Consider the following 21,461-nt stretch of genomic DNA (forward strand, 5'->3'; position numbering starts at 1 on the left):
AAAATAAAAGATAGAGGCATTCATGCAAATTTACCTTGTCGGCGGCGCGGTACGCGATCAACTGTTAGCACGTCCTATTAAAGACAAAGATTTTGTCGTCGTTGGTGCAACTGTTGCAGAAATGCTTGATGCAGGGTTCCAGCAAGTGGGTGCAGATTTCCCTGTATTTTTGCATCCTAATAGCCATGAAGAATACGCACTGGCACGCACTGAACGCAAAGAAGGCTTGGGGTATAAAGGCTTTAGCGTACATGCCAGTCCTGACGTCAGCTTAAAAGAGGATCTACAACGTCGAGACTTGACGATTAATGCCATGGCCATAGAAGTCACCAGCTTAACTGATGATACGCCAATCAACGGTGACGTCATTGACTATTATGGTGGCATGGCTGATATAGAAAGCAAAACCTTGCGTCATGTATCAGGTGCATTTAGCGAAGACCCTCTACGAGTGCTTCGAACCGCTCGCTTCTATAGCCGTTATTACGACCTAGGTTTTGTCATTGCTGATGAAACTTTGACGTTGATGCGCCAATTGGTCGACTCTGGAGAGCTTGCACATTTAAGTGCAGAGCGCATTTGGCAAGAATCTAGCCGTGCAACCATGCAGCTATCGCCGCAGGTATACTGGCAACAACTGTTTGAGATTGGTGCGCTCACAGAATATTTTGCCCCACTACATCAAGCTTGGGCTAATACTCAGATACGTGAAACGGTACAGACTGCGCTATATTTCGCAGGGCAAATGCAATTGAATCTATCACAGCGCTGGGCACTATTAATGAGTAGCCTTAATTCATTTTTATTTACCTCAGAACATACAAATGAAAACGTGAATAAAGCAGCCAATATAAAAGGTATCAATGATATAGGCAACGCCGCTAAGGTACCAAAGGCACACACTCAATTTTCGACTCTCTTCGCTCAGCAAGCCACAAAGCTAAGCACAATAAGCCATTTAAGCGCGGCTGAAAAAATTGACCTCATACAAATTTGCGGCGCTCATAAAGAGCCTGATAAGTTATCGCAGCTATTAGTGACCAGCCACGTGTTGCAATTGGCAACACAGCACCGTCAGATGATGATAGCATTGAATAGCTTTCATGCCATTAACATGCAGGATATTGACTCAGCACTAACAGGCCCTGCGATTGGTACGGCATTACGACAAGCCAGAATTGAGCACTTACAAGCACGAAACCAATGTTAAGAAAATTTAAAAAGATGCAGCAGCGCGCTATTATTGACTCAATTCCTATGCAGCGTATAGGTCGACCTGACGAGATTGCCCATCATGTGTTGTACCTCGTACAGGCCAATTATGTTACTGCTGAGATTATTACTGTTGATGGTGGTCGCAGCCTGACATTGGCTGATGGTCATATTTGATAGAAAAGTAGAGCATCATAAAAAATATCTTGATTACTACCTATCTTTTACTTGAAAAATTAAAAAATTCAGGTATCATTGTCCGTCTAGCGTTAGGGCCCATAGCTCAGTTGGTTAGAGCAGAGGACTCATAATCCTTTGGTCGTAGGTTCAAGTCCTACTGGGCCCACCAAATTCAAACCCTTATAAGCATTGGCTTGTAAGGGTTTTTTATTGCCTAGAATTTAATAGAAAACAATCATTGAGCTGTGCTGAAAAACAGGTAAAAGTAAACTTGCTAAACTAATAGATTGGGTAGCAGTAAAAAAGGTTGCCAACACTATATGTAATATAGCGTTAGCAACCTTTTTTCATTTAGTATTTTACTTAGATAACGTGCCTAATATTAGAATTTGTTATATCTAATTTCTAACATTAGAAAGAAGTACGGCGATAATTACGATATTCAGGTAACCAAAAATTCGCTTTTAATCGACGTTGTAAATTCTCCGCTGTGATAGGTAGCGCTAGCTTATCTTGAGCCGCTTGCAATGCCACTGCATACGCTATTTTTTCACTGATCTCTCTGATAACTTTAATCGGCGGTAGGATGGCACCAGGTGCTTTTTCGTATTCCATTGATACATCTGCAAGGGCTTGGCTTGCCGCCATGAGCATATTATCGCTGATACCCGTCGCCCGTGCTGCTAAAACACCCAGACCAATCCCGGGGAAAATATAGCTGTTATTACACTGAGAAACCTCGAAAGGCTGACCTTCAAAAGTGGTATGAGGAAAAGGGCTACCTGTTGCAACAATTGCCTTACCCTTGCTCCAATTAGTCACTTCTTGCGGTGTCGCTTCCACACGAGACGTTGGGTTTGAAAGTGGTAATACAATAGGATGCTCAGTATTAACACACAAGGATTCGATCACCTCTTGGGTGAACAGACCTTTTTGCCCACTGACACCAAACAATACGGTTATTTTTGCTTGTTTAACCACTTGCGCTAAACCGAGTTTCTTACTTTTATCCCAGCTTGCAATAGCGGATTCTTTTTGTACTAACGGTTCTTGGAATTTTTGTAGCTCCGTCATGTTATCAGTAAGCAGGCCATAGCGGTCAACCATAAATACTTGGCTGCGAGCCTGCGCCTCCGTTAACCCTTCACGCTGCATTTGGCGAATAATATGCTCAGCAATACCGCAACCAGCAGACCCTGCGCCTAAAAATGCTATTTTTTGTTGGCTAAGCTTCTGACCCTTATTTAAGCACGCTGCAATCAAGGTACCGACTGAAACCGCAGCAGTACCCTGAATGTCATCATTGAAGCAGCATAATTGGTCACGATATTTATTCAATAATGGTGTCGCATTCTCTTGGGCAAAATCTTCAAATTGTAATAATGCCTCAGGCCAACGACGTTTAACGGCTTGAATAAATAAGTCGACAAACTCATTATACTCGTCACCAGAAATGCGTGGGTTTCTCCAGCCCATGTACATAGGATCGTCAAGTAGCTGTTGATTATTGGTACCAACATCCAACAAAATTGGTAGGCAATAAGCTGGGCTAATACCACCACAAGCGGTGTACAAAGCCAATTTACCAATGGGAATACCCATACCACCAATACCTTGATCCCCTAGACCTAATATACGTTCGCCGTCAGTGACAACGATTACCTTCACGTTTTGCTTGGTGGCATTTTGCAGCATGTCATCGATTTTATGGCGCTCAGGATATGAGATAAACAAACCCCGTTTACGGCGATAAATTTGCGAGAATTTTTCACATGCTTGACCTACAGTTGGCGTATAAATGAGCGGCATGACTTCCTCAATATGCTGCTCAATCAGATGGTGAAATAAGGTTTCATTGGTATCTTGGATGTTACGCAAGTAAATATGCTTATCCATATCATTAGTGAATGAGCGCAGTTGATGATAAGCGCGTAGTGATTGCTCTTCAATTGTCTCAATGTTATGAGGTAATAGCCCAGTTAAATTAAAGCTATCACGCTCTTCTGATGAAAAAGCACTGCCTTTATTTAGTAAAGGAGTCTCTAAAAGAGCGGGGCCTGCAACGGGAATATATAAAGGACGCTTGTTTGACATAATGTAATCTTCTTATTAAAGGCATATGAGTGAAAGCCATACTGAGTGAAAGCTATGCTAGTGCTGCATTATACATAGCATCTACTAGTATTTAACAATAGATAACAAAATCATTTTGAATGAACATGGCTCTAAAGGTGATGGCATGGATACATTGACCTAGAAATATAGATATACTTAGCTTTTACCTTAAATTTTTATAAAAAAGGGTTTTTTATTATTGGGTGTTTTCTATGAGATTTCATACAATCGAAGCCGCTACCTTTATTGATGTCACTATTGACGGCGGTATTGATAGAAATCTTTGTTAAGCAGATAAGTAATCTGCCAATATGACTTTTATTATCACTACGATATTTTTCAATTATTCAACGTATCACTATCAATACGACCATCAACCAAATTAATCGTTCGATCGCAAGATGCTGACAAGCGTGGATCATGGGTGACCAGCAATACCGCGCAATCACGTTCCTGATTGACTTTGCGGAACAGCTCAAACACTTCTCCAGCCGTCACGGTATCCAGATTACCTGTAGGTTCATCAGCCAATAGCAATGCCGGTTCGGTTATCAAGGCACGTGCAATGGCAACACGCTGTTGCTGACCACCTGATAGCTCGTTAGGTTTACTGTCAGCAAAGCGCTCTAACCCAACCGCTGCCAGTAGCTCGCGCGCTTTTTGGATAGTAAGCTTATTTGGACGACCCCTTGTCAATGTTAGCGGCATTAAGATATTGTCTAATGCACTAAACGCTTGAATCAGATGATGAAATTGAAAGACAAAGCCAATACTACTGCCACGCAAAGCGGTGCGACCAGCATCATTCATAGCGCTGGTTGCTTGACCCAATAGATATAGCTCACCGCTGGTTGGCTGATCTAGTAACCCTAGTACATTTAGCAAAGTACTTTTACCTGAACCAGAAGGACCAATCAGGGCAGCAAAGTCGTTATTGCTGATGGTTAAGTCAATACCGTGCAGCACCTCAATCTCATTAGGTTGACCGATATTATAAGACTTTTTTAGTGCCTCTAAACGCAGAACTTCGTGAGATTGACTGGACATAGGAGTTGACGTCTTATTAAAAGGATTGGCAGAAACATTGTTAAAGTCATTATTAAAAGTGTCGCTAGAATCATGATTAGACATAACGAATAGCCACCACTGGATCAAGTGCTGCTGCGCGCCGCGCTGGAATAGCGGCTGCTATAACACCAGTTAGCGTTGCTAACGACATAGTCACTAAGATCAGGTTTATCGATATGGGAATTGTAAATATGTCGGGCCCAAAAGTATTAAAAGACCAGACCAATATATAGCTGACACCACTACCGACAATAGAGCCTAACAAGCCAAATATAGCCCCTTGAATTAAGAATATTCGTAGGATTTGCTGACGAGTTGCACCCATGGCTCGTAAGATACCAATCTCGCGCGTACGCTGAACCACACTGACCGATAGCACACTGGCAATACCAAAAGCCACCGAGATCGCCACAAAAACAACAATCATATTGCTAGATAAACTTTGAGCGGTGAGACCACTCAGCAGTTGGGCATTGGTTTCAATCCAGCTTTCTGCTTGCAATGAGGTCAAACGACCCACTTGTGCAGCGATTTCCTCCGCCTCAAAGATATCTTCAACCGTCAAATCAATGACTGTGATACCGCCCGGTAGGTTGAGTAATGACTGCGCTTGTTTTAGGTCTAGATAAACGTAGCGCGCATCAAGCTCTCGTACGCCGAGCTCAAATATACCAGCGATATTGACTACAGCGCTGTTGCTACTAATGTTGCTACTAAGGTTGTTACTCAAATTATTACTGGGACTACTATCTTGACCCGTATCCAAACGTAATTTGCTGCCGACCTCTACACCCAAATCTTTAGCCAGTTCACTACCAATCAATACATTATCTGCGCCCACTCGCAGCTCACCACTGATTAAGTATTCATCAAGTGGAATAATATTCTGATAGCGCGCCAAGTCAGTACCTACTAGTATTACCGACTCTAATGCCTCACCACGCCGGACGAACCCAGGCCCAGACACGTTTGGCGATACGGCAGTTAACAAGGGCAGTTGATCTAGCGTATCAGTGATTTGCTGCCAATTATTAATAGAACGTAGCCGCTGTGGACGCTTGTCTTCTTGTATCAGTTGCAGCGTATCATCAGCATACGGCGCTATTAGGTTGACTTCATCTGGCGCTACTAAGCGAATATGTGCCTGACTGCCAAGGGTGCTTTCAATAAGGTTGGTCTGTAATCCTTGGATGAGTGCCGTAATAAATATAATAACGGCAACACCTATTGCCACTCCCAGAGTAATCATCAACGACTGTATGCGTCCCTCGCGTAAAAAACTGATGGCAATAGTGGCATCAATCCATAGTCTACCGAAAAAAGCCGTCAATTGACTGTCTCCGCTGCTTGGCTCTTATCCTTTACCGCCCTCATCTTATCAGCATTAGGAGCGGTAAAAGGTGCTGCTTGAAGCGCGGTTCTCACTCTTTTTCCATCAGCCAGTGAGACTGTCGCATCAACCAATATCTCATCACCTGCGCTCAGTCCTGAGAGCACCTCTGATGCTGACAGTCCGCGTAACCCTAATTTCACTGCTTGACGTTGTGTTTTACCATCACGCAATAATAATACTTCGGTGCTGTCTTCTTTAACATTGGCTAGTGCATCATTCGGAATGACTAAAGCTTTTGCGCGTTGATCCGTTTCGATATTCACTGATACCGTCATATCTTGACGCAAAAAATCAGGTACAGGATCGACGGACAATCTCACCTCTACCGTACCGCGTTGCGGATCTATACTTGGTGCAATGAAACTAATACGTACGGGGAACGGTTTATCCGGATAGGCATCAGCAATAGCGACAGCTGGTTGCTGCAAAGCCAATCGAGATAAATTACGTTCATCAAGCGGTACTCTTATTTCAGTTTTACCATCGAGGGCAATAGTAAACAAGCTTTGACCTGGCTGTACCAAATCGCCTACCTCGATATTACGGGTCAGAATAGTACCTGATACTTTGCTACGTACTTGCGCTTTGTTGAGCTGAGCCTGCAATGCTGCGATACGAGCACGTAATAAATCTTCTTCAACACCACCAGAGGAGAGTGCATTCGCTCTCAGGCGTGCATTTTCAAGGTTATTGCGTGCTTGGGCTTGGGCTTGAATCGCCTGCTCCATTTCCTCATCAGAGATGGCCGAGATAGCAGCCAATTCGCGCCTACGCTCGACATTACGGTCAGCTTGCGCCAACGCTACTTCGGCATTGGTCAAGTCCACCACTGCTTGTGGACGAGTGCTAATAATCAATTCCGCCAGCTCGGCTTCTGCTTGACGCACTTGGGCTGCAACGTCATCGGAGCTTAGTACCAATAATAAATCTCCTGCAGCGACTTGTTCGCCTTCTGCTACCCGTCGCTCTAATACGACACCTGATATCTCGCTACCAATGTCAGTATTCGATACGGCAACGACCCGTCCAGTCGCTACGACCGTCTGCACCAAAGGCATCGAAGATATTCTATAGCTTGGTAATAGTGGTCCTTGCCACCAGCGAAAGGCAAAAAAGCCCGCAACAATGATGAGCAGTAGTGCGCTAACAATCAGTTTATAAGGAATAGCGCGCAATGAGTTTCTCCCGTTCAGAACAAGTACCTAGTGGTTTACAGTTTCTACTAAATCCGATCGTTATGCGAGTTTACTGCAACATTTTTTAGGTTTAAAATTATTTATTAACTGAAAATCATCCTGTTAGTATGGTTATATTTTGCATGGTTATATTAAAAATATTTGATTCACTACAATAGTTAAGATGTAAAAAACCCCTTCATACTATTATTTATATAGCATGAAGGGGTTTTTACTGCCGAATAAATCAGTGCGATATATACAGATTAAAAAGCCAAGTTGGTCATCAAATGCCTATCGCAAAGTCAGAATAATGGCTCAAGTGCTCAGAATCATATAAACACCAAACCATCTTCAGTTTGATGCACCTTAATATCAACATCATAAACATCGCTTAATTGCGAGCGTGTCATCACTTCACTAGGCGTTCCTTGTGCAACAACTTGTCCACCGCTTAATAGCACCACTTCATCAGTATAGCGATGCGCATGGGTCAAATCATGCAACACAACCAAGATACTTTTGCGTTGATGTCGCACCAAATTATGCAAATAATGAAGTAAAAAACGCTGATGGCGAATATCAAGATGATTGGTCGGCTCATCAAACATCATGATTTTAGTGTCTTGCATTAGCGCCCTTACGATAGCCAAGCGCTGCTTTTCACCGCCTGATAAGGTTTGCACACGGGCACTGGCCAAACTTAATAATTCAAAATCTTGTAACAAACGTTGCGCGCGCTCAACATGATGGCTATTTGGGCGCTGATACCATGCAAGATTTGGCGAGACTCCTAACAGCGCATAATCCAATACCGTTAACGGCAGCTCAAAGCGCTCATGTTGTCCAACCCAAGCGATATGACCATCATTCATGACCTCGTTGATCGGCTGACCGTAAATCGTAATGTGACCATCCGTTTTAAGCGCGGTTCCTGTGTGTTGACCTAAAACCGTGTGCAGCAACGTGCTTTTACCCGCGCCATTTGGTCCGATAAAGGCGACCAGCTTTTGGCTTGGCACGGTTAGTTTGTCTATCTTTAACAATGTTTTATGACCGTGCGAGATATGAATATCTTGCATCGACAACAGCTCGCCTTCATCACTACTCTTTATATTACTACTCTCTATATTGCTTTCTCGATTTGCTAGCGATGTCTTTGATGTAGCCGTAAAAAATGAATGAAACATAAACACTTTCTCCAATTAACGGCGGCTACTACGCACAAACAGCCAAATAAAGAATGGACCGCCAAGCAACGCTAAAACGATGCCAACGGGAACATCCACTGGATAAGCGACATGTCGCGCCGCGCCATCAATGACGAGTAATAGTATCGCCCCAAGCCAACCAGACCAAATCATGAGACGCATACGTCCGCCACCAAACAGAATAGCCAGCAGGTTTGGCACCATCATGCCAATAAAACCAATGACGCCTGCCAGAGACACCGCTGCCCCTGTTAATAATGCCGAGGCAATCACGACCAAACAACGAACCACACCCACTTTGATACCCAAGGACTTAGCAGCGGCTTCACCAAGCATCAACCCGTCCAATTGGCGACCTAACGGTAATAAAATCGCTAAGCCTAAAACCATAGAAATAATTGAATATCGCAGCGGCACAAAACCCGCTTCCGCCATACTGCCTGACAGCCAATTGGTCGCAGATCGAAGCACCATGTCATCAGACATAAATAAAATCAGGCTGACCACCGCAGCACAAAAAGCACTGATGACAAATCCTAATATCAGCAAGCCCATCTGCCCACCACCCAAAAACCGATGACAAGCGAGAATAAACAAGCACACCAATACGCTTCCGGTAAACGCAGCAAGCGGTATCCCAATGCCACCAAACCCCAATGCCAGAACCAAAACAACACCAAGCGCTGCGCCACCTGATGTACCGATTAAGCTAGGGTCCGCTAAAGGATTTTCAAATAAAGCCTGTAATGCTGCACCACTAACTGACAACGCCATACCAACCAGTAATGCCGTCACCACACGCGGATAACGCAGCTGCCAGATGGTGTTATCAAGATAATTGGGACTTGACCATTCGCCAAAGCCAATACCAAGCGCCAACCAAATTAGCAATACAGATGTGACAGCGGCAGCAATATAGTAGATGCTAGGTTTATGTTTTCTAGTTTGTGTAGGGATAGAAGCAGAAATCGTATTTGCCATGTGAGATGTCATTTTGTTGAATATGAGATAAATTGTTTTTACTTAGGCTATTTTGCTACAGCGTTCAGCTTTTTTAAGACGTCAGGCGAATGCAAGCCGTAACGCAGAAAATCATCAGCTGGCCAAAAGTGTACGCCGCCCTTCTTGCCTGCGACACTTGCTGCAATCTCTGGACGTTTACTAAATTTACTGATCCCGCCAACCACTGCCTGATTATGATCGGCAATAATGATTACATCGGGCTTGGCTGCCAGCCAGCCTTCACGTGACATGGGTTTTAACCCAGATACATTGGCAGCATTTATCCCACCCGCACGGCGAATCAACTCATCCCCTACCGTGTCTTTACCTGCAACGATACGACCATCGTAACTTAATAAATAACGCTTACCCGTCTTTGCCATTGGACTCATCCCTGTATTCCAACGCTTCGCAAGCTGCGACCCTTCAGCTTTTCTATCAACGTAACTGCCGATTGATTTAATACTATTGGCAAAGGTGCTTACCTCTTCTTTGGGCGCGACATTAACGGCTTTAACCTTTAGACCATTTAAGCGCTGATAAATACTCGCAGGCTGCACCATATAACTACCAAGCACCAAATCTGGCTTGACCGCCAACACTGACTCGGCAGTGATATTACGGTGCATACCCACGGCTGGTACATTCTTTAACGCTGGATTATGATTGGTCGCATCTTTACCGACCAATTTATCGGTCGCTCCTAGTGCCACCACGACGTCTGCAACATCGGGGCTCATCGCGACAATACGATCATAAGCTTGGGCAGAAAGTGAGGGCACGGCAAATGCGCCAATAATGGCCGCAGTGCTGATAGCACGACTCATCAATTTTTTATTTATCACTGCGTGAGTGATTACTGTTTTTGATAATGCAGAAGACATAAGCATTCCTAATTTGCTAACGTAAAAAATGACACTATTAACAGAACCATTAACGTGTATTAAGCATCCCAAATAACTCACACAACAGCTATGGCTTATCCGTTATGTGAGTGTCAATATCGCAAAATTTGCTGATTTTTTATGGCGGATTTACACGCTCTCTTCTTCAGCCATAACCACTGGTGCTAAGGATTTTGCATATGGATGCGCTTCGATGACCGTCGAGACAATTTGCTGCCATGCTTCAAGCTCAGGCGTGCCTTCAATACGCTGACCGAACACACTAAAGATACTGACGCCGTGACCATCAAAACCTTCGATACAAGTCACGATGCCGTCTTTGGTTGGGCGCTTAACGCTCCACAGTTGCGCCAATGCTTTGTCTTTTAAATGCAGCGTAAAGCCATTATGGTCTTTATCTAAAATATTGAACCAATCACCCATACGCTTGAGTGTCTGTACCGTTCCTGTCTGAATCTGTACCAGTCCACTATTACCGACAAATATCATGATTGGGCATTTGGCATCGCGCGCTTGCTCGAAAACCGCTTCGACAGCGCTAATCTCAAGCTGCTGCGTCATCTGTTCTGGTGCTTGACGGTAACTGCTAGCACGATCGATATCGAGGTTTTTTAGTAATGAATGAAACTGATGCACATCTGTCATTGCCTGCCAGCCTTGTTGTAGCTGCGCACTCTCCGCCTCGCCCAGCGCCTTATAAGACCATTCACTGACTGACTCTTGTGCCTCTAACGTCAGCGTCTCATTATTCACCGTTTGCTGCTGCTCCTGAATCATCGCTTGCCAGCGCGCAATAGTCTCAGCGCTTAACTCTCGTAGATACACTTTATCAATCGCGCCGCCTTGCGCGTTATAGAACTGAATACTATAAGAGGGTTTATCCGCGCGGCTGGTATCCGTTACCGCCAGCATATGCTGCCATTGCCACATAAAGAATCGCAAATCTAGACCACCCACATTGAGTGCTAATCCCATCTTTTCGCCAAGCTTAAGATTATGATATGGCGCGGTTTTTTCATGCACGGCCAGCTCGTTTCTGACAATACTTTCCATGTCACCAAAGTTCTCAAATTGCTTTAATACAGCTTTGCACTGATCACCCATATACTGGCTATAAGGAGATGCAAGCATGAGCTCAAACTCGCTGATGCCTAGCGCAGCCGCTCCTTCTGTGGGAAATAGCATCGGTGTTTTTGCTTTTAATGCTTGGTATTGTTGCCACAGCTCAGTATTTTTTTTGGTTAACGATAGCGGTTGACTCATGATGGTCTCCATAAAATGAATAGCAGTAAAAAAGCCAATGATCTTGGCTATGTAGTATTGAGATATGAATATCTTCAGAAAATAGCAGAGACGATGACTATGATTGATATTTGATAAAACCAATGCCTGCTGTACTACAATGCTTGCAATGATGCAGCAAGGATGTATTTATCAAGCAGGCTGTTAGCAATTATCGCTGCTAGTTCATCATTTATAATTTTGTCTCTAGGCTTCGGACGAAATCATTATGGCAACATTTTTTCACTTTGTAAATAATAATAATTATCATTTACATATTGATAATTATTATCGTTTGAAATACTATATCTGGGCTTTGTTACTTAATCTAGTGAATCAAGTAACCAAACCTTTAATAATTAATACTATGAAAAGGTCGCTTTAGATCACTCTTTTTGTAGCAAAAGGTCTTTAAGTAACACGACTTTCTTACTCTCTCTTTTTACGATGGCTGTTTTATTTATGTCAATTTTAGCGTTTAATTTATCGTTGACTCATACGGGACTAAACACCCATCCTTCACCGCTGCGTCGTAGCCCACTAGCCATAAGTGTGGCATTAGCATTGTTTGCATTCACGTCAGTTTCAGCCCAAGCAGCGCCAATTTTTGCAGAGACGAATGGTGATATGCCCGACGATGCAGCCATGCCGAGCACACGTTTAGACCCTATAGTGGTAACGGCGACTCGCTCTGAGCGCGCTTTAAGTGATGCGCCAGTTGCCCTGCAAGTACTCAGTCGCCAGCAGCTCGATGACAACCATGCGCATACTTTAAAAGAAGCGCTAGCCTTGTTGCCCAATGTTTACTTACGTGAAGTCCACGGCAAGACAGGTTACGAAGTCAGCATGCAAGGCTTCACAGGTGATCAAGTATTGGTGTTGATTGATGGTTTACCGATCACAGCCAGCACTGGCTCGACAGTAAACTTGAATCAATATATGAATATGGATATCGAACAAATAGAAGTGGTGCAAGGAGCGGCGTCAGCGCAGTTTGGTAGCGCGGCGATGGGTGGCGTCATTAATATCATCACCAAACCCATTGGCGCGGCAACAGGACATATCACCACCGAGATTGCCAGCAATGGGCAGCAAAATCCATCTGGTAGAAAGCTAGATGCCAATAAGCGCTATGTAGAAGCCAGCGTGGAAGGGGCTTTGGATAAAAACCAGCGCTTTCACGCGCGTCTATCAGGCTCGTATCTGGACAATGATGGTTTAAGCTTAGATCATGAAGCATGGCCCAGATTAAAAGATGCCAGCGAGCAATCACAAGTCAGTGCCCGATTTAGCTACCACCCGGACGGTAAAGGCATATCAGACAATGACGATAGTAACAACGATAGCCGAATGGTCAAAAACGCTCAATATTGGTTAGAGGCCAACCACTATAAAGAAGACGATGTTAGTCGTTTTAATTATTATGTGGCGCCGCGCTATTTGGCACAGCAACGAGATGAGCACATTACTAAGCAGCGCTTTAGTGTTGGTGCGCGCGCTGATATCACGCCGCATGTGGATAATCGCAGCAAAAGTTATCGGTTGTCCGCACAAGCCCTGCATGAAGAATATCAAAGCGAATCCAATACTAAAACACAGCAAACTATCACCAGCGCCCGTGATACAGACATCAGTACCACGCTGGCGCAAGCGCAGCTCGACCTACCTGAGCTATTACTATCCGATAAGCACATTCATCTTATTCAAGTTGGCGGTCAGGTTCAGCAAGACAAGTTAAGCCAAACGAAAAATCAATCCAGCGAGCTTATCAGCGATAACGTTAGCCGTGATGTCGGCGAGCTATATATACAAGATGATTGGCTGATTGGTGATAACTGGGAGGTGTTGAGCGGTATTCGCTATCAAAACGATGAAGACTTTGGTGGCCATATGGCGCCAAAGGTATCACTCAAATACAACCATTTGGATGCAAGCGGTCGCGACCATGTCTTTCGTAGCAGTATTGGCGGTGGTTATCGCGTGCCCAACCTAAAAGAACGCTACTACGTCTTTGACCATAGCAATTTGGGTTATAAAGTCATGGGTAATCCCGACTTGCAGCCTGAAACCTCAACCAGTTACCAAATCGGCTATCAAGGTCAGCTGAGCGATAGTGTCAATTTGACGGTTAATGGTTTTTATAACGAGATAGATGATCTGATTCAGACCGATGAAGACAATGCGAGCTTTGAAGGCAATATCGCCATTTATAAATATATGAACGTCGATAGTGCCAAAACCTATGGCGGCGATATTGGCCTTGACTGGCAAGTGGACGAGCGCGCCAAACTACAAGCCAGCTACGCTTACCTCAAGACGCATAACAATGTCACCGATACCGAGCTGACCTATAAGCCCAATCACAAAGCGATGCTGGCACTAGATTATCAAATCAATGACAAATTACAGCTGATCCCGCGCCTCAATTATGAATCCAAACAGCTGATTAGTACCAGCGAGCAAGCGTATTCACCCTCTTGGTGGACACTCGATAGCAAGCTCAATTATGACGCCACTGCAAACTTGAGCTTGTATGCAGCGATTAATAATATCTTTGATGTGCAGCGTGATGTCACCGATACCAGTGACTACCGTCCCATTGATAATCGCGAGTGGTTACTTGGCGCCAGCTACCATTGGTAAGCCTTTGATTCACAATCATTCTAAAGCAAGTGTATTTGTACCGCTATTTTTACCCTTATTTTGTACCCTCTATCTGAAACCACAACCTTCAAGGAAGCTGATATGACCCCCATTTCCCCAGCAATTCACACCAAGCCGACCAAATTGGCATTACTGTTTAGTGGCAGTATTTTAGCACTCAGCATGACTGGCTGCGGTGGTGGCGGTGATGGCACCAGTAGTGACAGTGACAGTAACGGTAATGGCGGCACTACCCCGCCTGTGAGCAGTGCCAGCTTTAGCGAAACGGCTACTTGGCAAGTCACCAATCTAGCGCCTAATACTGCGACCTGTTATGACTTTGATACCAAAGTTGAAAGCTCGTGTGCTGAAGATAAATGGGATATCAAGTTTGATAACCAAGCGCGTTCGGTTAAGCTTTGGTCAAATAGCGGTGATTCTGGCGCAGGTTTGGGCGGCGTTTTTGGTTTGATCGATTGGTCAGATCTGAGCCGTTATAGCAATGCAACTCAAGACCCTGATACCAAACGTGATATTACCATGCACTACAATGAAGACCGTAGTGGCGGTATATTTGATGCACAGCCGTGGTTTGAATACAATTTAAAAGGCAACCATCAGCTATATCCGAACAATCGCGTCTATCTTGTCACCACAGATAATAGCAGCGCCATGACAGACAGCAGCGTCCAGCAGCCTATTTATGCCATGCAGATTACCAATTATTATAATGATACTGGTGCCTCTGGCCACCCTACTCTGCGCTGGATTGATACTGCGCTACCGAATAAGGTACAGACGAAAACCATCGATGCCTCAAACAATGATAATTGGGTCTATTTTGATTTAGCTACAGGAAAAAGTAGCAGCGATAAAAACAGCAGTTGGCAGATTGGCTTTAAGCGTAATGATGTGATTTTAAATGGTGGGGATTCGGGCAGTGGTAAAACTGGCGGTTATCTTGCCGCCACACCAGCCGGATATTATGATGCGCAAGGTAAACCGATTACCAGTCAATTTACCAGCGATGGTAGCGCGGCTACTTTAGCCGACCTTACCAACACCGCTGTATATGATAAACCGCTGAGTGCTAGAAGCTGGGTTATTGACAGTAAAGGCTCAGATCTCAATCCTGCTTATACCGGCAGTTTCCCGAACTTAGACTTTGGCTGGTATACCTACAATGGCATGACCCATCAACTAAATGCCAAAGCGGTTGACAGCGCTCAAGGCGCGCTCATTAGATCTGCTGAAGGCAATAGCTATGCACGCGTGCGTTTGGATAAAATCAACTATCCTGATAGCTCAGCCACGACTGCGACCTCATGGGAATTTAAAATAGACATTCAGCCTGCTCCTTAACACTCTACTGTTCGACTTTAGCTCGCCCAACTCATTTTTGTAAGCTATCAGACCTTACAAAAATAGGTTGGGCGATAACGTTTATACACAGTCTAAGAGTCACCACTGCCAATTATTACAAGAAAAATATTAGTCATTCGATAACACCTGTCCTTTTATGATTGTAAATAAATTAACCTATGGTATATTATCGTAATAAAAATATAGGTGATATTAATAATCATTAACATTTGCATGTTTTATGCTTATTAACTATTACATTTCCATCTTGCCCTTAATCAGCAGCCAATCAATCATTTATTAATTAAAAAATTTTACTGAACAATTATTTGAATTTTGGCTTGGACGACATTTTATGGCTCAACCACTTACTCAGTACGATTTCGATAAAACACCGCTCGACATGGCTGACAAAGCCCAGTTTATGAGTCATGTCAATGAAGAGCATCAAGATGAACTCGCGATGTTTATCAATGCCTTTACTAACACGGCAGTGAGTGAGCACGAGATCGCCTCGATAGCAGAGCTGTATACTGATGGGATATTAATGGATGTCACAACCGCCCATCATGACGACGATACCTTAACAAACAGCAGCAAGCTCAGCCGTCAATATTTTATTGATTTTACAGTTCCTATTAGTGACTCTATGACGCTACAGGAGCAATATATAACGCTATTGCAAACCTCTGCCAATAAGCTTGGCAAGCGCACGATCAAGCTTCAAGAACAGCGTTTTACGGTCATTAATGGCTATTATGCCAGCCCCAATATGTATCGACTGCTGGTAACCGCACCTGATAGTACGCCACTCTCTCATCCGGGCTACGCGTATTTGTTTGAGCTGGATGCGAACGTTCTATCTGCTACAAAACACCAGCCCAAAGATAGCGACAAACCTTTGCAGCGCTACTATACCTTGCGAAAAGCATGGCGAGATTCGAGCAGCTCGTCTGTCCAAGCGTGGATAGACGTTTATATTCATGGCGATACGGCAGGAGGCAGTTGGGCGCGCGCACTTAACTGTGGCAGTCAAATCAAAACAGTACGTGAATATCCAGAGAAAATAGAACATCTCAGCACTGGTCAGTGCTTACTCATCTGTGATGAAACCTCTTTGCCTACGGTGGCCAATCTATTGGAAAACTGGCAGAATCCATTGCCGCCCCTCGTCATTGCCATCACTAATGATCCAGACGATATCCGTTACTTACACACCCTCACACTCAGTAATCAACTACGCCATAATGCGCATTTTTTGCAAGATAATGTGTGCCAGCTGGTTAATACCCCAACAACTGATATTACTGAACAAATAATGGCATTATTAAATACACAATTTGCGCGACTGCCTGTCAATATTGACAAAGTATGGGGCGCGCTGGAAGCAGCGGATATCAAATCATTGCGACAGCAACTAAAGGCAAATCTTGGATTATCACGTCAGGATATGGTCATTAAAGTCTACTGGCGTGCGCAATAATCATTATGTTTTTTGTAAATGGTATTTTCTATAAACAGCAAGCATTTAATAAATAATAGGCATTTAGCCACTTACTAACCACTTGTGCTGACTTCTAAATTGAGCTAATAACAATCGTTGCTGCTGGTGTAGCGCGACTAATCAACGTAGTGTAATTAATCAACTTTAGACGACTTACTTTTTTTCCTAACAAAAACGTACACTTAACACGATAAAAATATATTGAGATTTAATCCAGTAATATATTGTAATGAAAATGATTATCATTATAATAAGCATTTAATCTATGTGCTGGAAATATTCATGCAACTGTCTCGCTTATACTCTGCTTTATTTCGCCCTACTCTATTGAATATGTCTCGCCATCCCTTGTCATTAAAATCACTGTGCTCATCTTGTCTGTCCACATCGGTAATACTACTGGGTGCAAGCCAAATCGCGTGGGCACAAGCAGATTTAAGTGCTGACGCTCAATCCGATACCCCAAGCGTGGTACTCGATGAGATTGTCGTGACCAGTAGTGCTGATGCATCAGCCGATGGGTTGCCAGATGCCTATGAAGGTGGTCAAGTAGCGACAGGAAGCCGTGTCGGAATCTTGGGCAATCAAGACATCATGGACACGCCGTTCTCCACTACCTCATATACCAATGAGTATATCGGCAATCAACAAGCCCAAAGTGTGGGCGACCTGCTCAAAAAAGACCCGACTGTTCGTGTCGCTAGAGGCTTTGGCAACTTTCAAGAAGCGTACTTTATGCGCGGCTTTGTCACAACCTCTGATGACACCATGTATAACGGTCTATACGGCATATTGCCAAGGCAGTATATCGCAACGGAATTGTTCGAGCGTGTCGAGGTTCAGCGCGGGGCATCTGCCATGCTCAATGGCGCAGCGCCCAGTGGTGGCAATGCCGGTGGTACGATTAACCTATTACCTAAGCGCGCCAGTAATGACCCACTACGTCAACTAACGCTTGGTTATGGTCAAGGTGATCAAGGCAAAGTTGCCGTAGACGTCAGTGATCGCTTTGGTACTGATGATGCGTTTGGCATTCGCTTTAATGCTGCTTATCAAGATGGCGACAGCGCGATTGATGATGAATCTTCAACACTGGGTCTGGCAGCGTTAGGACTAGATTATAGAGGCGATCAGTATCGATTATCAGCTGATTTGGGCTGGCAAGACAACAAACTCAAAGAGACCCGCCCTAGTGTCACACTTGCTGGTGTTTCTAGAGTACCAAAAGCACCAGACGGCTCAAAAAATTGGGCGCAGCCTTGGACGTATTCAGATGAAGAAGATGTATTCGGTACCATTCGAGGAGAATATGATTTTACTGATAATATTACCGCTTATGGTGCTTACGGTGTGCGAAGTGGTGAGGAAGAAAACTCACTGGCCAATCTAACCGTCAACAATGTTGATGGTGCAGGTACGTTTTATCGCTTTGATAACTCTAGAAAAGATTTGGTACAAAGTGCTGAGCTCGGTCTGCGTGGTAAATGGCAAACAGGTGAAGTGGCTCATAATTGGGTACTAGCAGCGGATCTCTATGACCAAGAAGAAAAGGGGGCTTTCGCCTATGATTTTGGTAATCAACCCGCAACCAATTTATATCGCCCTATTGACTACGCTGAGGTACCTTTTACAAGCACAGCAATCTTCGGTGGTAACTTAGATGATCCAAAATTGACCAACGAGAAGCAATTCCAAAGCTTTGCGCTAGCCGATACCATATCATTGTTCGATGACAAACTAAAAACTACTTTAGGCGTGCGTCATCAGAGTTTAAAAACCACCAGCTATGATCCTAACACTCAGGCTAAAACGGCTGATTACGATAAAAGCGAGTGGACACCAAGCGTTGGAATTGTCTATCAACCAAGCATGGACTGGTCTGTTTATGGTAACTATATCGAAAGCCTAGCGCCAGGCGCAAGGGCACCTCTGACTAATAATGGTGGTGCTGTCACCAATGGCGGTCAAAATTTAGACCCTTATGTGAGTGAGCAAACTGAGGTTGGTGTTAAGTATGACAATGGTCTGATTGGCAGTAGTTTGGCGATATTCCGCACTGATGAGCCGCGTGCTTATATCAATGACTCAAACACGTTTACCGCTGCTGGAGAAAATCGACATCAAGGGGTGGAATTGACTGTATTTGGTAGCCCGAACGAAAACATGCGCTTCAATGCTGGTGTTACTTACTTAAAGGCTGAGCAAAAAGACACGGGCGATGTGACGTTCGACGGCAACCGAGTCATCGGACTGCCCACGCTACAAAGCAACGTCAATCTAGAATATGATATTGCGGCAGTTGAAGGAATGACGGTGACCGGTGATATCATTCACACAGGCGCACGTTATGCCGATGCCGCCAACAGCTTAAAAGTTGATGGTTATACCACATTAGATCTAGGTGCTCGCTACAAAACCATGTTCGCTGGACAAGACGTGACGCTAAAAGGAGTAGTTACTAATATTACTGGTGAAGACTATTGGCAATCAGTGGGTGGTTATGCGGGTGCTGGTTATTTAAATGCCGGTGAGCCTACTGCCCTAAAAGTATCAGCGACTTTCGACTTTTAAGACATGCAGATTAAACCACGTTTATAAGACTTAGATAAAAGGGATTAGGCACAACCTACTCCCTTTTATGCCATCAAAAATACGCAAAAAACCATTCTATTATTGAGCCATTATGTCCTCTCACGCCACTGTTTCTTTATATCAAATGATTTGGGCACACTATCGCCTGCCCTTTCTTAAAGTTATTTTCCTTAATTTGGTGAATGCGGCGGTCAGTGTGGGCATCATTGCCTATATCAATCACACCTTTATCAGTCAGCCTGTTTTTAATACCTTATCGTGGGCAAGTTTGGGTCAATTTTCAGCTTTGGTGGTGCTGCTGTTAGTCACGACCTTCGCATCACAATATGCACTGACTCGTTTAGGGCATCAGTTCGTCTACGAGCTTAGAACCAAGCTGGTCAAACAAATCATCGACACCAAAGTTCCGCAAATAGACCATTTGGGTAGCGCACGGTTGCTCGCCAGCTTATCCTCAGATATTCAATCAATTACCGTCGCCTTTGTGCGTATGCCAGAGCTGGTGCAAGGTGTTATTTTATCGGTTGGTGTCGCCCTTTATTTAGGCTGGTTGTCGCTGCCATTATTATTGATTGTCATGTTTTGGATTGCGATGACGATTTGGATAAGCACCATTTTAGTGAAGCATGTCTATACTCATTTAAGAGAGCTCAGAGAGATCAATGATCTTTTATATGAGGACTATCAATCCATTATAGATGGTCGCAAAGAGCTGGCGCTTAATCAACACCGCGCTGAAAAACTCTATAAAAATAATTTCTTACATCATGCCAAGTCTTATCAAAATCGAGTGATTAAATCGGATACCTATCATTTATCCGCCGTGAATTGGTCGAATATTATGATGTTCGCAGCCATTGGTGTGGTGTTTGCCGTGTCAAATTATCTTGCTATTCCAATGGGTATTGCCACCACTTTTTCTTTAACCATTCTATTCATGCAATCACCCATCCTCCATGCCGTTGGTGCGTATCCGACCTTACAAACGGCACAAGTGGCGCTGGATAAAATACAATCGTTGGAATTGGCGGAGTACCAACCAACCTTTACGACAGATATTGTGGTCAACAACTGGCAGTCCATATCCTTCAATGATATTGGCTATCTTTATGCAAGTAACGATACCACTGCAAATGAGCTAGCGGTCAAAGAAAATGAGCATGCTAGCGATATCCTAAAATCAGTTAATCTCACCTTAAAACGTGGCGATGTGGTGTTTTTAATCGGGGCGAATGGTAGCGGTAAATCTACGCTTGCCAAGATTATTACAGGCATTTTTACCCCTAGCATAGGTGCTGTAAAAATAGATAGCCAGCTCGTTAACTCAAAAAACAACGCCGATTATCGACAGCTTTTTTCTGCCATTTTTAGCGATCAGCATCTTTTTAAACAGCTGATTGGTAGAGAGGGACAGCAACCCGATGAAGCGCTCGTAAATACATGGCTGCATAAATTGAATCTACAAGATAAAGTCAGCGTAACTGATAACCAATTATCGACAGACAAGCTCTCACAAGGACAACGCAAGCGCTTGGCCATGCTCATTGCCGTGGCTGAACAAAAAAACATACTGCTACTCGATGAATGGGCGGCTGACCAAGATCCTGCCTTTCGCCGAGTGTTTTACCAAACACTGATACCTGAACTCAAAGCCTTGGGTAAAACGCTGTTTATCATCAGTCATGATGATGGTTACTTTGAGCATGCAGATCGATTATTATTGATGAAAGAAGGCAGACTTATTGAGTTAAATGCTGAAGAGCGGCAACGTGCTAGTGCCGATGCCATTGCTATGTTGGAGTGAATACTGGCTTAGTA

General features: G+C 44.0%; 15 protein-coding genes and 1 tRNA gene. 8 read left to right on the forward strand and 8 right to left on the reverse strand.

Going from position 1 to position 21,461, the window contains the following annotated elements; translation table 11 throughout:
* Positions 1-22: 22 nt before the first annotated feature.
* The 3 genes from ACT3S4_RS00005 (at position 23) to ACT3S4_RS00015 (ending at position 1,561) form a co-directional block, all read left to right on the forward strand.
* Positions 23-1,210, forward strand: coding sequence for a tRNA nucleotidyltransferase (locus tag ACT3S4_RS00005; protein WP_109592748.1), 1,188 nt, complete (start codon positions 23-25; stop codon positions 1,208-1,210).
* Positions 1,204-1,389, forward strand: a complete 186-nt coding sequence (locus tag ACT3S4_RS00010) for an SDR family oxidoreductase (protein ID WP_109592746.1) — start codon at positions 1,204-1,206, stop codon at positions 1,387-1,389. The genes ACT3S4_RS00005 and ACT3S4_RS00010 overlap by 7 nt, the downstream gene beginning before the upstream one ends.
* A gap of 95 nt (positions 1,390-1,484) precedes the next feature.
* Positions 1,485-1,561: transfer RNA gene (locus ACT3S4_RS00015), tRNA-Ile, on the forward strand.
* A gap of 242 nt (positions 1,562-1,803) precedes the next feature.
* Here the strand turns inward: ACT3S4_RS00015 and ACT3S4_RS00020 are convergent.
* The 8 genes from ACT3S4_RS00020 to ACT3S4_RS00055 form a co-directional block, all read right to left on the reverse strand.
* Positions 1,804-3,486 carry an NAD-dependent malic enzyme gene (locus ACT3S4_RS00020; protein WP_087814174.1) on the reverse strand — a complete coding sequence of 561 codons (1,683 nt, stop codon included), beginning with the start codon at positions 3,484-3,486 and terminating at the stop codon, positions 1,804-1,806.
* Positions 3,487-3,846: 360 nt separating this feature from the next.
* Entirely contained in the window at positions 3,847-4,554 is a 708-nt protein-coding gene (locus ACT3S4_RS00025; RefSeq protein ID WP_109592754.1) for an ABC transporter ATP-binding protein, read from the reverse strand.
* A gap of 76 nt (positions 4,555-4,630) precedes the next feature.
* On the reverse strand, positions 4,631-5,905 hold the full coding sequence (locus ACT3S4_RS00030) for an ABC transporter permease (protein ID WP_227676068.1): 1,275 nt from the start codon (positions 5,903-5,905) through the stop codon (positions 4,631-4,633).
* Positions 5,902-7,143: an efflux RND transporter periplasmic adaptor subunit gene (locus ACT3S4_RS00035; RefSeq protein ID WP_444760142.1), complete on the reverse strand. Its 1,242-nt coding sequence runs from the start codon at positions 7,141-7,143 to the stop codon at positions 5,902-5,904. Before ACT3S4_RS00035 ends, ACT3S4_RS00030 begins: the two co-directional genes overlap by 4 nt.
* 332 nt (positions 7,144-7,475) lie before the next feature.
* Positions 7,476-8,333, reverse strand: a complete 858-nt coding sequence (locus ACT3S4_RS00040) for an ABC transporter ATP-binding protein (RefSeq protein ID WP_444760143.1) — start codon at positions 8,331-8,333, stop codon at positions 7,476-7,478.
* 15 nt (positions 8,334-8,348) lie between these two features.
* On the reverse strand, positions 8,349-9,335 hold the full coding sequence (locus ACT3S4_RS00045) for a FecCD family ABC transporter permease (RefSeq protein WP_444760144.1): 987 nt from the start codon (positions 9,333-9,335) through the stop codon (positions 8,349-8,351).
* 47 nt (positions 9,336-9,382) lie between these two features.
* The gene (locus ACT3S4_RS00050) at positions 9,383-10,240 is read right to left on the reverse strand and encodes a heme/hemin ABC transporter substrate-binding protein (protein WP_444760145.1); all 858 of its coding nucleotides are present in this window, start codon (positions 10,238-10,240) and stop codon (positions 9,383-9,385) included.
* Positions 10,241-10,390: 150 nt separating this feature from the next.
* Positions 10,391-11,524, reverse strand: coding sequence for a ChuX/HutX family heme-like substrate-binding protein (locus ACT3S4_RS00055; protein WP_444760146.1), 1,134 nt, complete (start codon positions 11,522-11,524; stop codon positions 10,391-10,393).
* A gap of 480 nt (positions 11,525-12,004) precedes the next feature.
* On the opposite strand from ACT3S4_RS00055, the gene ACT3S4_RS00060 reads away from it, so the two are divergent.
* The 5 genes from ACT3S4_RS00060 to ACT3S4_RS00080 all read left to right on the forward strand — a co-directional run bounded on the left by ACT3S4_RS00060 (position 12,005) and on the right by ACT3S4_RS00080 (position 21,447).
* On the forward strand, positions 12,005-14,185 hold the full coding sequence (locus ACT3S4_RS00060) for a TonB-dependent receptor plug domain-containing protein (RefSeq protein ID WP_087814179.1): 2,181 nt from the start codon (positions 12,005-12,007) through the stop codon (positions 14,183-14,185).
* A 102-nt stretch (positions 14,186-14,287) separates the two neighbouring features.
* Entirely contained in the window at positions 14,288-15,547 is a 1,260-nt protein-coding gene (locus ACT3S4_RS00065) for an HmuY family protein (protein WP_193013477.1), read from the forward strand.
* 355 nt (positions 15,548-15,902) lie between these two features.
* On the forward strand, positions 15,903-17,030 hold the full coding sequence (locus tag ACT3S4_RS00070; RefSeq protein WP_087814181.1) for a siderophore-interacting protein: 1,128 nt from the start codon (positions 15,903-15,905) through the stop codon (positions 17,028-17,030).
* Positions 17,031-17,333: 303 nt separating this feature from the next.
* Positions 17,334-19,622, forward strand: coding sequence for a TonB-dependent receptor (locus ACT3S4_RS00075; RefSeq protein WP_087814182.1), 2,289 nt, complete (start codon positions 17,334-17,336; stop codon positions 19,620-19,622).
* Between the two features lie 112 nt (positions 19,623-19,734).
* On the forward strand, positions 19,735-21,447 hold the full coding sequence (locus tag ACT3S4_RS00080; protein ID WP_087814183.1) for a multidrug ABC transporter permease/ATP-binding protein: 1,713 nt from the start codon (positions 19,735-19,737) through the stop codon (positions 21,445-21,447).
* The last annotated feature ends 14 nt before the right edge of the window (positions 21,448-21,461 follow it).

The organism is Psychrobacter sp. AOP30-A2-5 (genome assembly GCF_052378115.1).
In the GTDB taxonomy this organism is placed as follows: Bacteria; Pseudomonadota; Gammaproteobacteria; order Pseudomonadales; family Moraxellaceae; genus Psychrobacter.

Bases quoted from the DNA above. Each gene is read 5' to 3' on its own strand.
- ACT3S4_RS00065 (WP_193013477.1), top strand. From the start codon at position 14,288: ATGACCCCCATTTCCCCAGCAATTCACACCAAGCCGACCAAATTGGCA.
- ACT3S4_RS00070 (WP_087814181.1), top strand. From the start codon at position 15,903: ATGGCTCAACCACTTACTCAGTACGATTTCGATAAAACACCGCTCGAC.
- ACT3S4_RS00055 (WP_444760146.1), bottom strand. From the start codon at position 11,524: ATGAGTCAACCGCTATCGTTAACCAAAAAAAATACTGAGCTGTGGCAA.
- ACT3S4_RS00020 (WP_087814174.1), bottom strand. From the start codon at position 3,486: ATGTCAAACAAGCGTCCTTTATATATTCCCGTTGCAGGCCCCGCTCTT.
- ACT3S4_RS00075 (WP_087814182.1), top strand. From the start codon at position 17,334: ATGCAACTGTCTCGCTTATACTCTGCTTTATTTCGCCCTACTCTATTG.
- ACT3S4_RS00010 (WP_109592746.1), top strand. From the start codon at position 1,204: ATGTTAAGAAAATTTAAAAAGATGCAGCAGCGCGCTATTATTGACTCA.
- ACT3S4_RS00050 (WP_444760145.1), bottom strand. From the start codon at position 10,240: ATGTCTTCTGCATTATCAAAAACAGTAATCACTCACGCAGTGATAAAT.
- ACT3S4_RS00005 (WP_109592748.1), top strand. From the start codon at position 23: ATGCAAATTTACCTTGTCGGCGGCGCGGTACGCGATCAACTGTTAGCA.
- ACT3S4_RS00045 (WP_444760144.1), bottom strand. From the start codon at position 9,335: ATGGCAAATACGATTTCTGCTTCTATCCCTACACAAACTAGAAAACAT.
- ACT3S4_RS00040 (WP_444760143.1), bottom strand. From the start codon at position 8,333: ATGTTTCATTCATTTTTTACGGCTACATCAAAGACATCGCTAGCAAAT.
- ACT3S4_RS00060 (WP_087814179.1), top strand. From the start codon at position 12,005: ATGTCAATTTTAGCGTTTAATTTATCGTTGACTCATACGGGACTAAAC.
- ACT3S4_RS00080 (WP_087814183.1), top strand. From the start codon at position 19,735: ATGTCCTCTCACGCCACTGTTTCTTTATATCAAATGATTTGGGCACAC.
- ACT3S4_RS00025 (WP_109592754.1), bottom strand. From the start codon at position 4,554: ATGTCCAGTCAATCTCACGAAGTTCTGCGTTTAGAGGCACTAAAAAAG.